Here is a 13,690-nt window from a genome sequence, read left to right on the forward strand (position 1 = left end):
CGGGGTTTGCAGAAGAACCCCCAAAAGTGACGAATCTGATTATTGAACAGATAGTTGCGATAGAAAACTTTACGACATCTTTGCTCTACCTGAGCAATTTGTAGACCGTAGACCTGCCAATACCCATTTGTCTGGCAATGTCTGTTGCTCCAACACCTTGCTCATGCAATTGCCGCAATTTTTTTCTATCAATAGTGCGTTTGCGACCAAATTTTACTCCTTTGGCTTTAGCTTCAATGCGTCCCTCGTTAGTTCTTTCCAGGATCCGTAGTCGCTCTGCCTGTGCCACAGCAGAGAGAATGGTAACAACCATTGTGCCCATAGTGCCTTCTGTACTAATACCGTCATCGAGAAAGCGAATAGCCACTCCCGCGAAATCACTTTGAGCGCAAAAGGAGCATTTCCTGTTGGTTTCCAATCAGGTGATTTCCCAAGGTGTGGGAAAGATAGGCCAGACTGGTCACCTCGACCTGGTACAGCAAGTTTCCAATCAGGTGATTTCCCAAGGTGTGGGAAAGCCGTTGAGGCTGGCGACAAACAGGTACTGATCGCGTTTCCAATCAGGTGATTTCCCAAGGTGTGGGAAAGGAGTCCGACCAGCCTTTTGTTCGTTCCCTCGAAACAGTTTCCAATCAGGTGATTTCCCAAGGTGTGGGAAAGATCGTCATCCCCCCTTGGGGGTTGCTGCCTCCCGGGTTTCCAATCAGGTGATTTCCCAAGGTGTGGGAAAGGCTTAGCGAAGCAACTGCTCAGCTAGTAGGTGAAGTCGAATGTTTCCAATCAGGTGATTTCCCAAGGTGTGGGAAAGCAGTACTGGTACTTGCTTGAAAATCCGATCGACGAGTTTCCAATCAGGTGATTTCCCAAGGTGTGGGAAAGCTGCCAGAGTTGACCTCGACTCAGCAGCGTAAATCAGTTTCCAATCAGGTGATTTCCCAAGGTGTGGGAAAGCTCTGCGACGCTTTAGTCTGCACTGCATATTCATCCGACTTCGGGGTCTTGTCCGCTTTTGGTGATCGTTAAATCTGTCCTAAATGAGGCGCTTATTTCGTATAAGAATCAACTGATTAGGATGAGGCGCTTGGCCAATAGCTCGAGCCCAGCCCTTCCAAACATCTGCCGTTTCAGCATTTTTAGTCGGTTGTTTTGACCCTCCACTGGCCCATTGCTCACCTCGAGTGTGAGAGCTGCTTTCACCGCATCGTAATCTTCTTGAAGACCCTTGGCAAAACTCCGTAATGCCTTGATTGAGCTGCTCACAGCTGTCTCCAGCCAATCGTCGAATTCCCCAGGCAGTCGCTCGCGCACCAGTTTGATGAACCCCTGAGCCAGAGCGATCGCCCCCGATAACTTTGGCTGCTGGCCCAGTTTTTCCAGCAGGGTTTTCTCCTCAGGCGTAAGGTTTTCAGGCCGTGTCAACAGCAGCCAAGCCGCCCGCTTGGCACTCAAAGGCTCTGACACTGGTGTGGCGGGTGATGGCGCTGGTCCCCGACCCGGTAAGTCATTGAGGGATTCTCGGCTGGGCTTGATGGAGGGCAGAGAGCAACGCAACTGCCGAGTGTAACGGGCGACGGTCATATAGCTGCCCGGGTACCCTTGCTGTTGGATCTCGCCAAACAACTGTTTAGTTTGTTGGCGCCCTTGCTGCCATTGCTCTGACAGGTAAGCCTTGTATGGATCCAAACAACTGGGGTTTCTCCGCCGCCCCACAGGATATTGCCATTCCGGAAACGTTGACGCGGCCAGGTAGGTATACACCGTTCGCTCGCCAATGCCGAGGTGATGGGCAATGTCTTTAATGGCATAGCCTTGCTTGCGTAGAGCATGGGTTTGTTCCCACTTCTCCAGTCGTATGGCCCGATTGACTTCCCTTTGGGTTCGATATCTATCCGGAGCAGCTTCGGGGGTCGGTGCTTCGGTTGGCTGTTGGGCTTGAATCTGTTGCTGCTCAACCTGTTCGAGCGACTGGGTTTGTCCCTTAAAGACTTTCTCTAAAGCCTCTTCGAGATTCTGCAACAGATGAAAGCGATCGGCTACCTGGATGGCATCGGGTGCTCCATCGCTCATGCCTCGCCTGTAGGCTTTGGAGCGATCTCTCGAGAGAATCTTCACGCCAGGCTGCTCTTTCAACCAGGCTGCTAAGGTCCCAGCCGCCCGGTCGGGGAGTAGTGCGATCGGTTGGTTGGTCTCCAAGTCGACCAAGATCGTTCCGTAATGATGACCCGTGCGAAACGCGAAATCATCCACCCCCAATATCTTTGGCGTGGCCATGACTGGTAGGGGCAATTTGGAGATGGCTCGCAAGATGGTGTTGCGTCTGTATCCGTATCCGAGCTGATGGCTCAAGCGGGCTGCTGCCGAACCACCGAGGGCTAAGCCCATCGCTTCCAGTTGAGCCGTGTAGCGAGTCGTGCGTCTGGCCCAAGGCGCGACAACCTCGGGCAGACGCTCCGTAAAGATACGCCGAGGGCAACGCTCGTTGAGGCAGAAGAACTTACAGACTTGGAGCAATATCGTCAGCGTGAATTGAACCAATGGCAAATCCCTCAACGTTCTCTCATAGTGGCTATGGATGCGATCGGTGGAGCGATGACACAGCGGGCAACAGGCCACCGTTTGAGTCGAGCAGAGGTTAACAACGAGCTGTTGGTTGGCCGGATCGATACTCCAACTGTTCAAGCTCACATCCGTTTGGCTGGGCAGGAGATGCTGTAAAAGTTCCACGGGCTTGGCAGAGTGAGGGTTTGCACCTGGTATTCTCCTATACCTTCTCTGCATCACCAAAAGCGGACAAGACCCCGAAGTTGGCGTTATTTTGCATGCACCCCCGGAGATCTTGTTTCCAATCAGGTGATTTCCCAAGGTGTGGGAAAGGAAGCTGGATACCTGTCCCCGTACCGGCATGTCGTGTTTCCAATCAGGTGATTTCCCAAGGTGTGGGAAAGCCAATCCTGCTCAACGACCAATCCCTGTTTTACTTGTTTCCAATCAGGTGATTTCCCAAGGTGTGGGAAAGAAAAGTAGCTAGGCTGTGTGCCGATCAGTATGGCTCGTTTCCAATCAGGTGATTTCCCAAGGTGTGGGAAAGAAGTGAGAATCTTAATCACTCAATCGGTTTTCGATCGTTTCCAATCAGGTGATTTCCCAAGGTGTGGGAAAGAATCTCGGTACTGAACAAGCCCGGTACTTCTAGACTGGTTTCCAATCAGGTGATTTCCCAAGGTGTGGGAAAGTGATCGGTAATCTCTGCTGGAGTAAACAATGCTCCGTTTCCAATCAGGTGATTTCCCAAGGTGTGGGAAAGTTGACCTTCGCAGCACCGGATGGCTCGCATGTATCGTTTCCAATCAGGTGATTTCCCAAGGTGTGGGAAAGATCTCCAAAAGTCCCCGGTGCGAGAGGATTAAATTGTTTCCAATCAGGTGATTTCCCAAGGTGTGGGAAAGGAGTATCCGAACGGTCAGAAAGCAACAGTCGGCTTGTTTCCAATCAGGTGATTTCCCAAGGTGTGGGAAAGACCATAAACCGCATCGACAGTAGCATAATTTACTCGTTTCCAATCAGGTGATTTCCCAAGGTGTGGGAAAGTCGAGACTCAGCAGGCAAATGCAATCCCTTTCAAAGTTTCCAATCAGGTGATTTCCCAAGGTGTGGGAAAGTGATCTACTCGGGCTCGGGGCGCGAGGTGAAGATTGTTTCCAATCAGGTGATTTCCCAAGGTGTGGGAAAGGAGACAAATTTGGCGTGGACTTTTGGGAGCGCAAAGTTTCCAATCAGGTGATTTCCCAAGGTGTGGGAAAGTCGAGGTCAATTCAAGCACTCTGAATCGACTGATCAAGTTTCCAATCAGGTGATTTCCCAAGGTGTGGGAAAGTGGGGACTTAGTTTGAGTGCCGAAGAATTAGATTCGTTTCCAATCAGGTGATTTCCCAAGGTGTGGGAAAGGTAGGTTCTAGACCTTCTAAAGATATAGATAATCGTTTCCAATCAGGTGATTTCCCAAGGTGTGGGAAAGCATCCCAAGTAGTACTTAAAAACTGATATCGACCTCGTTTCCAATCAGGTGATTTCCCAAGGTGTGGGAAAGAGAAGTTGAATATGCAGAATAGACAAATGGTATTCAACGTGTTTCCAATCAGGTGATTTCCCAAGGTGTGGGAAAGTCTCCACAAGCCCCGTGAGCTCACCAATCTTGGCAGGTTTCCAATCAGGTGATTTCCCAAGGTGTGGGAAAGGATTCCCTCCCAGGATGTTGTCAAAGTTCCGCTCGATCGGTTTCCAATCAGGTGATTTCCCAAGGTGTGGGAAAGGGGGTTCTATTCCCGTGATTCCAATCACAAAAACTTGTTTCCAATCAGGTGATTTCCCAAGGTGTGGGAAAGTCGAGCTAGCATTCTGGACAGCAATTCAGGGTGATAGTTTCCAATCAGGTGATTTCCCAAGGTGTGGGAAAGTATAAATGCAGGTCATCCAACTTTACACACTAATCACGTTTCCAATCAGGTGATTTCCCAAGGTGTGGGAAAGTATCTATGTGTTTATGTAAGGATTGATAAACTTCAGGTTTCCAATCAGGTGATTTCCCAAGGTGTGGGAAAGGGAATTACGCGGCGCGCTCACCAATCATATGATTACGTTTCCAATCAGGTGATTTCCCAAGGTGTGGGAAAGGATCAAAGTCGATAAATGCATTCAACAATTCAACAGGTTTCCAATCAGGTGATTTCCCAAGGTGTGGGAAAGAGGTATGTGATTTATGTTGGGCTGGTCCTAAATTAGTTTCCAATCAGGTGATTTCCCAAGGTGTGGGAAAGTAGAAAAAGATAATCTTCGACCTATTATCAAAAGAGTTTCCAATCAGGTGATTTCCCAAGGTGTGGGAAAGTGTTCTCTGGGAGATTGCCCGACAGATACCCTACGGTTTCCAATCAGGTGATTTCCCAAGGTGTGGGAAAGGGCGATCAACGGGCTCTATCGGCCATCCAGGGGTCTGGTTTCCAATCAGGTGATTTCCCAAGGTGTGGGAAAGTAGCATTGACCGTTTAGCTTTGGAAGCATTCGATGGTTTCCAATCAGGTGATTTCCCAAGGTGTGGGAAAGTTGAAATCGAAGTCAACTCGACCTCCCTCAATCAGTTTCCAATCAGGTGATTTCCCAAGGTGTGGGAAAGTCGATTACTGGAGTGTCCTAGTGTCACAGCTATTCAGTTTCCAATCAGGTGATTTCCCAAGGTGTGGGAAAGAGCTGTCAGGGCTGGATATGGCTCGACCACTAGATTCTTTCCCAGTTTCCAATCAGGTGATTTCCCAAGGTGTGGGAAAGGTCCCGAGTTTCGCTAGGATGATCGCCTCACAGACGTTTCCAATCAGGTGATTTCCCAAGGTGTGGGAAAGATTGGTGGTGCGTTCCGAGTGGGATCAGCCTTTACCGTTTCCAATCAGGTGATTTCCCAAGGTGTGGGAAAGTTCCGGTAGGTCTGGGCTACCACAATTATCTTGTAACGTTTCCAATCAGGTGATTTCCCAAGGTGTGGGAAAGCGGGCCGGCGAAGAAGTTGGCTACATCCCGGACGGCGTTTCCAATCAGGTGATTTCCCAAGGTGTGGGAAAGATCGAAATCGAGGTCAACTCGGCAAACCTGAACCACCTGGTTTCCAATCAGGTGATTTCCCAAGGTGTGGGAAAGCTAGACTAGCCGACGCACTAGAAACCTTTGGACACGTGTTTCCAATCAGGTGATTTCCCAAGGTGTGGGAAAGCTGTTCTGCCTGTCTGCCTCGGTTGCGTCTGCCACGTTTCCAATCAGGTGATTTCCCAAGGTGTGGGAAAGCTTGAACCAGGGCTACCCCTTCGGGGCCATAGGCGGGTTTCCAATCAGGTGATTTCCCAAGGTGTGGGAAAGAACTCGACATGACTTGGTCCCCCACCAGACAGGAAGCGTTTCCAATCAGGTGATTTCCCAAGGTGTGGGAAAGACGTTCTTGAGGTCGCCAGCAACTACCGAGAGAAGGTTTCCAATCAGGTGATTTCCCAAGGTGTGGGAAAGTTAAGAACGAACTTCAATTAGTTACTCTTTATCCAGTTTCCAATCAGGTGATTTCCCAAGGTGTGGGAAAGTCGTAAGTCAGCTCAAAAACGTGCCGCTTTACTCTAAGTTTCCAATCAGGTGATTTCCCAAGGTGTGGGAAAGACAATAGGCCAGTCTTTGGGATATGCTTGCTCGCTAGTTTCCAATCAGGTGATTTCCCAAGGTGTGGGAAAGGCGATTCACTCAAATCTTAGACAGGTTATTCGTCAAAGTTTCCAATCAGGTGATTTCCCAAGGTGTGGGAAAGAGGATACGCTGAGGTTTGCGCAATTAAAAGTCGGTTTCCAATCAGGTGATTTCCCAAGGTGTGGGAAAGTTTCGGCTGCGCGAGAGACGGCCTCAGATTTTGAGGTTTCCAATCAGGTGATTTCCCAAGGTGTGGGAAAGTCGCAGAATCAGGATTGAAAAGCCCCTTGTAAGTGTTTCCAATCAGGTGATTTCCCAAGGTGTGGGAAAGGAAGCAAGGGCGCTCTACAAGCAGCATATTGACAAGTTTCCAATCAGGTGATTTCCCAAGGTGTGGGAAAGCAGTATTTGCGCTGAAGGCAACGCAGCGCACTATTGTTTCCAATCAGGTGATTTCCCAAGGTGTGGGAAAGGAGAAGCCAACCGAGTTATTGACCTGCTCCCTGACAAGTTTCCAATCAGGTGATTTCCCAAGGTGTGGGAAAGGCGTTAGAGCCCTCGGACCAGTACCCGCCAACGAAGTTTCCAATCAGGTGATTTCCCAAGGTGTGGGAAAGCTAGAACGGTGTTTGCATCTTAATGCGTTGAAAAAGTTTCCAATCAGGTGATTTCCCAAGGTGTGGGAAAGATTCCTAGCTTGGTTAGTGGACTTCGATGGCGACCCCAAGTTTCCAATCAGGTGATTTCCCAAGGTGTGGGAAAGTATGTGAGGTGGAATGTTTACCCACAGCCCTTCGTAAGTTTCCAATCAGGTGATTTCCCAAGGTGTGGGAAAGTCGATATACTGACAAAGAGACAGGGTACGCCTTACAGGTTTCCAATCAGGTGATTTCCCAAGGTGTGGGAAAGTTTTTCCCACTCGGGAAAGGGAGCGGGGCTTATCGGGTTTCCAATCAGGTGATTTCCCAAGGTGTGGGAAAGGGGCTAAGGGATTTGACAGCAATCTTTGTAAGCAGGTTTCCAATCAGGTGATTTCCCAAGGTGTGGGAAAGCAACTCGATTGCTCTCGATTCTCTCACTCAAATGAGCGGTTTCCAATCAGGTGATTTCCCAAGGTGTGGGAAAGGTAGGAAGTTGGAAAGGCCAAGTTCAGTTTGATAAACGTTTCCAATCAGGTGATTTCCCAAGGTGTGGGAAAGTCTGCTGGCGTTCGATCGCCAGTAGTGGCTGCGTAGTTTCCAATCAGGTGATTTCCCAAGGTGTGGGAAAGTGGTCCAGCCCGGCGATCGCTTAGATGGCCGTCCGGTTTCCAATCAGGTGATTTCCCAAGGTGTGGGAAAGAAACTTTTATTGCTGAGGCGAATTACTGCGAGTCGCGTTTCCAATCAGGTGATTTCCCAAGGTGTGGGAAAGGATCGCAGAAATTCGCGCGAGATCTACCTCGCTAAAATGTTTCCAATCAGGTGATTTCCCAAGGTGTGGGAAAGCAAACGACAAACGCCTGGTACTTTGCGATCGCCAAATGTTTCCAATCAGGTGATTTCCCAAGGTGTGGGAAAGTGTTATTCCGGTATGTTTGCGCGACTACAATCACTTTGGTTTCCAATCAGGTGATTTCCCAAGGTGTGGGAAAGTAGTCTAAATGATGCGCGTAATGTTGTGAAGTATATGGTTTCCAATCAGGTGATTTCCCAAGGTGTGGGAAAGTACTTTGAGGAAAAGCCCCATCAGCAAGCCGCACTCGAGTTTCCAATCAGGTGATTTCCCAAGGTGTGGGAAAGGAAGTATCCCAGGTCGAAGACCCCAGATCGAAAGAGTTTCCAATCAGGTGATTTCCCAAGGTGTGGGAAAGGATCTCAAAGGGGTTATCCGCAATCGACGATCTCTGGTTTCCAATCAGGTGATTTCCCAAGGTGTGGGAAAGAATACGAAATCAGATCTATATCCGCTTGCCCCTCGCAGTTTCCAATCAGGTGATTTCCCAAGGTGTGGGAAAGCGAGGTGCTTGGTAGGATCGAAGTCTGCGAGGCGATGTTTCCAATCAGGTGATTTCCCAAGGTGTGGGAAAGGATTAAATGAGTAGACTAACAAGAGTAGGAGACAAGTTTCCAATCAGGTGATTTCCCAAGGTGTGGGAAAGTTGTAAAGTGCTTTATGCCCTACCTTGCCTTCATCTCGTTTCCAATCAGGTGATTTCCCAAGGTGTGGGAAAGTTGTACAGCTAATAACAAAACTTTAGTTATATTCTCGTTTCCAATCAGGTGATTTCCCAAGGTGTGGGAAAGGAGTTGCTGCAGGTATTCGTTTTGCCGCTGAGAACGGTTTCCAATCAGGTGATTTCCCAAGGTGTGGGAAAGTTGTCTACAGGGGGAAAGTCGATCCACTCTTACTGGTTTCCAATCAGGTGATTTCCCAAGGTGTGGGAAAGCTACCCATTGGGTAGGGCTGTCTTCGGTTGGGAAGGTTTCCAATCAGGTGATTTCCCAAGGTGTGGGAAAGTAGTTCCACTCGTTTTATAGATTCACTTCCTTGGGGTTTCCAATCAGGTGATTTCCCAAGGTGTGGGAAAGGCGATCGAGGGGATCTTTGACCAATTCCATACAGACCCGTGCGTTTCCAATCAGGTGATTTCCCAAGGTGTGGGAAAGCATTTCCACAGCGCCATCACTCCGGTCATTGTCAGGTTTCCAATCAGGTGATTTCCCAAGGTGTGGGAAAGAACGATTCAGGCTGCTGTCATTGGTCGCGGTGCCGATGTTTCCAATCAGGTGATTTCCCAAGGTGTGGGAAAGAACGACTTCACCACCTTCCAAGAACTTCTTCCCACGTTTCCAATCAGGTGATTTCCCAAGGTGTGGGAAAGTCTTTAAAGCAATCGCGATCGCCCACAATTCCCAGTTTCCAATCAGGTGATTTCCCAAGGTGTGGGAAAGGTTGTATATGCCGTGGCTTCATTGTGTCTTTAACAGGTTTCCAATCAGGTGATTTCCCAAGGTGTGGGAAAGTTGGCGATCGGTCGATCGCCAACGCCAACGCGCACTGCGGCAGAGGGTTTCCAATCAGGTGATTTCCCAAGGTGTGGGAAAGTAGCGGGAGAAAGCAACTCGTTTGCGCTGCAAACGGTTTCCAATCAGGTGATTTCCCAAGGTGTGGGAAAGGTGGCGGGATTATGGCCTGGTTCACCCCAGACAGGTTTCCAATCAGGTGATTTCCCAAGGTGTGGGAAAGGAGTTGCGCTGCGGATATCCAAGAGGGTTGTTTCGGTTTCCAATCAGGTGATTTCCCAAGGTGTGGGAAAGAATATGATTGCTGAATCAGTGAGCCATCCAAACGCGGTTTCCAATCAGGTGATTTCCCAAGGTGTGGGAAAGGGAGCAACAATAATGGCGATCGCCTGTCTTTAAGTCAAGTTTCCAATCAGGTGATTTCCCAAGGTGTGGGAAAGTGGCGGGCTCTGAAAGCCTTACCCTGCAAGGGCTCCCAAGCAAGTTTGCAAGGATGTCCAAAAAGCAAGATAAGCAATTGAGAATAGCCTCAATAGACGCAGCTCAAAATAGCCTCAAACCCCGTCACAGCAGCAAATGTAAGCAAGGCAACGAAACAATGCGGGTTTCAGCGATCTGGGTAGATGCTTGCAAAACCAACAAAAGCACGCTGTTTCACCATCATATATAACCCTGCGGACCGGCGCTAATCGAAACACTCACGATCGCCCGAGGGGAAAAACCTGATGGATGCGTGCCCCCTCCCGTGACTTCAACAGCGAAATAAACTCCTTCCTCGGACTGGCATTGGCCCCAAACACCGTCACCACCTGGAATCTACCTTCAGGATTGGAAACCCAAACCAGCGTAATCTCATATAGCTGCGAGTGCGAGGCTAAAGCGGTCCAGTTTCCAGCGATCGCCAGCAGCCTGCCATAAGGGTGAATCTGGTAGTTAGGGGAGACTCTTCAATCTGGTAAGAGACACTATCGGAGGGAGACACAAAGCTTGAAATATCGTTGGCGATCTCAGCAATTCTGCTTGTCAAGCTGGCTGTCTGGCAGCACTCCCCAAACCATTGATAAACCGCATCCATGTTGAGACCTGGAGTTTTCAGGCATTGCACTCGGCCCCCTCAATCCCCCACCAGTGGGGGACTTGTGAGAGTCTGTTGGCTTCGCTCTACACCTTTAATAACCGTGATTTGCCGGTTCGTCTTCCCCGTCTCAAGACCTCAGATAGCACTGTCGTCAAGTCCCCCAGAATGGGGGATTTAGGGGGCAAATGCAGTGCTTAACAGCGTTAGTGAGGGAGACTAAAAGGTGCCTCATTAAAACTACAGGTTGCTGACTAAACTTGGTTTAGGCTCTCGCCATAGCAAACACGCGAATTATGGCGATACCCCAAAGAGATGACGAGCATCGTCAATACTGGCAAGATCTTGAAGGAAACGCTGCCGCAATGCATTATCGGCCCCCAAAAATAAGCACACCACCTCTTTCGGTCCACGGCTAGTGGGCATACGACGGATACTCACCCAGGAACAATAAGCCCCTCCATTCCCAGCACTTCCACCAACATCATTTTTACGCTTATATTGAGGGTTATAAATCAGATCGATCCCTGCTCCCCGCGTTCTTTCTGGAAGACTTTCACGCCAACTAAAATTGTCAAGATCTAGCGGACGATCCGGTGGCCCAGGTACAAGATATACAGCACAAGAGTTTGGCGAAAACACCTCCGCCTTTTTAAAACTGCGTTCTGGAGAGAACCGCTGCGGCCAACGCTTCCGAACAGCACTCTCCCATTGCGAATACACATGCTTCCAGTACTTTGCTTCCGGTGGTATGACTAACTGCTTCGTTTTTTCCCTATCGACATGCGTGAGATTGAGAAACCCGCCGCGAGCAGCTTCGTAACCATTATCTAGCCTGAAAACATGTAGCGGCCTTCTCCCCCCTCGCCCGACACAACAGACAGAATTACCTATGCGTATGACAGGAACAACAAGGGATTCAAGGATTTGGCTGGGAGCATGTACGTCAACGTGACCTTGCCAACCATAAAACCTTGGAGAATCACTCGATCGCTGCCCCCAAACCCCACCCCGATGCATCTCTAAGCGGATTAACCCCCGCACTGCATTCGGTTCAATTTCTCCCATCAACTCCGCCAACGTTATTTGGGCGTCCTCATGGCTCATCACCCCCAACAACAGACGCATCATCCAAGACCGCAGCCACCCCCGCCAGTGAGAAGGTCTTAACTCCATCGTCTGCGTATCTGGCCCAGCGCACCCCTGGCTGTACAAACTAAAAGTCAGCCTCTTCTTCTCCCAACCAGGATTTGGCTCGATCGCCTTATGGGTCTCGCCAAAACCAGCGATCGCCCCATACCCAGAAGCAGTCCTGCTACCCACCCCATTCAGTAACAGCGCTTGCTGCACCCACCCCCAAACTTCCTCCACATCATCGGCAGTGACCTTGCCAGGAAGCCCCCGAATCGCCACCCGAAAGACAATCTCTTGCTCGCCATCACCCAGCGTATAGAGAGATAAAGGTGTCCCTTGCCCCTCGTGATAAACCTGAAACTGCTGCTGTGGATTGACGATATCTAAAGACAGCCTGGTGGCCTTCAGAGGCCAAGCATCGAGAAACTGGATCTTGCCCGCAACGATCTCGCGCTTGTCCTGATGCCCCAGCAACGCCAGCATCTTAGGTTCAATCTCGGATCTCTTAGCAGCCCAAGCCCGCACTAATCCGCGAATAGATGCTGCTGGAATATAGCCATTAATAGGCAGCTCGTGAAGAGACTCCCAGTTTTCCCCTACGTTGCGTTTTCCCTCGGGGCGACGCGCATCCTGAGGTAAGCCAGACCCGACAAGCCAAGCCCCAGAAGCCTCTCCCGCAGAAATCATCGTTTCTAAATCGGGATGGGGGTACGACCCGGCTTTGGCCCGCCACTGGAGCTTGAATTCTCCCTGACGGACGAGATTGCGCCCTCTTGCCTGCTCCTGCCGAGCTAGCAACTCCACCAACTTTGGCCCGGTGTACAGCATCTAACGATCCTCGTAGGCGCGTGCCCAGAAATTCCAGTGGTTGACCATAAGCAACGCCTGTCGCCACCCCACCAAATAGGCCGAGGCATCATTGTTGGCAATCTCCACAACAGCCTTCATCAAGTCCTTGGGATCGATATCTGGATCGTCCTTAATTAACTGACCTAACAAAGACTTCCACACGGGCACCGTCCGTTTGCGGACTTCCCCTTCCCGAGAATTTTCTTGGTTGATATAACCAACTGCTGAGAGCAAGCCAAACAAGCGCAAATGCTGCGACAACCTCAGCACAGCAGTGACGCTATCCCGATCTAAAGCAGACTGGTCTTCTCCCTTCATATAAACCTGGATATGTTCGTGAGCTTCGAGGCTGGCTCGCTCGGGCTGTACAACAATAGATGACATTTTCGAAGAAGAAGACATTGAGGCTGGCTTGGGCTTCACTTGGGTGAAACTGGTTTGGCGATCGCTCGACGGTGTTTGCGTTTTAGATTTTGACTTTTGGTTGCGCTTATTCTTGTTTGCCACGGAATTAACCTCCTACGGCAGGCGTTGCTTGCCTGTCATCTTGTTTCACCTGCGGAGCCTCACTCTTTCCTACCCAGCTCTGCACCCAGCCACGACCGACATTTGCTTGACCACCCACCTGGAGAAGTCCAGAGAGCAAATCGTGCAAAACCTCGTGGGCTTCGAGAGTTTTCTCGGTTGCAGTGCTGTAGCCCCAAGGGAAATACAAGAGGGTATCTTTGGGGATGCAAATGTCCGTCCAAAACACCTCTGCCGAACCACCCGCTTCCTCCTCGGTGTCTGCCTGAATTTTGTTGCGGACCTGAGTCCACAGGGAATGCTCCATCAACACCTGAAAATCAGCATCCGGTAAGACAATGCGATTTTGCGACCAGGTTTGTGCAATCTCCCCTTGCAACGACAGCGGCCATTCCTGGCTAAGAGCCAAAGCCGGTGAGACTTCTGTGGGAATCGTTTGTACCTCAATCCTGGCATCGGCGACGTGATAGGTTCCTGCACGAGTGCCAATCGGATGTTTGGGAAGCGTCGGACAGGCTTGCTTACTGACAAGAGCACGATCTCGAATCAGGGAGTGGCAACTCACCCAGGTAAAGACCTCGCGAGTGCCGTTGAGTGCCATCGTCCGCATCGGCACCCATAAGAGCCGCGCATCCCCAAACCAGACTTGATGTACCCCCATTTGCTGTCTCTCCTTCTGTTCTTGCCCAAAGAGCAAGTCAGCATAGGGAGATAGAGATTCAACCTCGCGACGCAAACTTCCCCGCAATGACGAGCCCGGAATGTAAGGAAACTGGGTATGGACCTCGCGAGCAATATCCAAAATATTGCCGAGATCTCCTTCTCCACCGCAGTGGATTGGAGCTAAGCCATAAAGATAACCAATACGAAAATCAGTCAAAATTTCACC

Annotated in this window: 5 protein-coding genes, 1 pseudogene and 2 CRISPR repeat arrays; of the genes and pseudogenes, 1 reads left to right on the forward strand and 5 read right to left on the reverse strand. The window is 50.1% G+C overall.

Translation table 11 applies throughout. The annotated features are described in order from the left end of the window. Positions 1–85 precede the first annotated feature (85 nt). Positions 86–379, reverse strand: a pseudogene (locus tag SYN7336_RS07295) (helix-turn-helix domain-containing protein); the annotation flags it as partial. A gap of 31 nt (positions 380–410) precedes the next feature. Beyond that, positions 411–951: a CRISPR direct-repeat array (repeat unit 36 nt; unit sequence GTTTCCAATCAGGTGATTTCCCAAGGTGTGGGAAAG). A 108-nt stretch (positions 952–1,059) separates the two neighbouring features. Next, a complete protein-coding gene (locus tag SYN7336_RS07300; protein ID WP_017325273.1) occupies positions 1,060–2,724 on the reverse strand; it encodes an ISL3 family transposase in 1,665 nt (554 codons plus the stop codon). Positions 2,725–2,838: 114 nt separating this feature from the next. Next, a CRISPR array of direct repeats spans positions 2,839–9,658; the repeat unit is 36 nt; unit sequence GTTTCCAATCAGGTGATTTCCCAAGGTGTGGGAAAG. Positions 9,659–9,947: 289 nt separating this feature from the next. Here SYN7336_RS07300 and SYN7336_RS30675 point away from each other — a divergent pair. After that, positions 9,948–10,136: a hypothetical protein gene (locus SYN7336_RS30675; RefSeq protein ID WP_156820066.1), complete on the forward strand. Its 189-nt coding sequence runs from the start codon at positions 9,948–9,950 to the stop codon at positions 10,134–10,136. 451 nt (positions 10,137–10,587) lie between these two features. Here the strand turns inward: SYN7336_RS30675 and SYN7336_RS07305 are convergent, their stop codons facing one another. The 3 genes from SYN7336_RS07305 to cmr4 are packed head-to-tail and all read right to left on the reverse strand — an operon-like array spanning position 10,588 to position 13,681. Next, a complete protein-coding gene (locus SYN7336_RS07305) occupies positions 10,588–12,255 on the reverse strand; it encodes an RAMP superfamily CRISPR-associated protein (RefSeq protein WP_017325274.1) in 1,668 nt (555 codons plus the stop codon). Next, positions 12,256–12,783 (reverse strand): hypothetical protein, encoded by a 528-nt coding sequence (locus SYN7336_RS07310; RefSeq protein WP_017325275.1) that lies wholly within the window; start codon positions 12,781–12,783, stop codon positions 12,256–12,258. 4 nt (positions 12,784–12,787) lie between these two features. Next, entirely contained in the window at positions 12,788–13,681 is an 894-nt protein-coding gene (cmr4, locus tag SYN7336_RS07315) for a type III-B CRISPR module RAMP protein Cmr4 (protein ID WP_017325276.1), read from the reverse strand. Positions 13,682–13,690 lie beyond the last annotated feature (9 nt).

This window comes from Synechococcus sp. PCC 7336 (assembly GCF_000332275.1).
Classification (GTDB): Bacteria; Cyanobacteriota; Cyanobacteriia; order Thermostichales; family PCC-7336; genus PCC-7336.

Bases quoted from the DNA above. Each gene is read 5' to 3' on its own strand.
- SYN7336_RS30675 (WP_156820066.1), top strand. From the start codon at position 9,948: ATGCGTGCCCCCTCCCGTGACTTCAACAGCGAAATAAACTCCTTCCTC.
- SYN7336_RS07305 (WP_017325274.1), bottom strand. From the start codon at position 12,255: ATGCTGTACACCGGGCCAAAGTTGGTGGAGTTGCTAGCTCGGCAGGAG.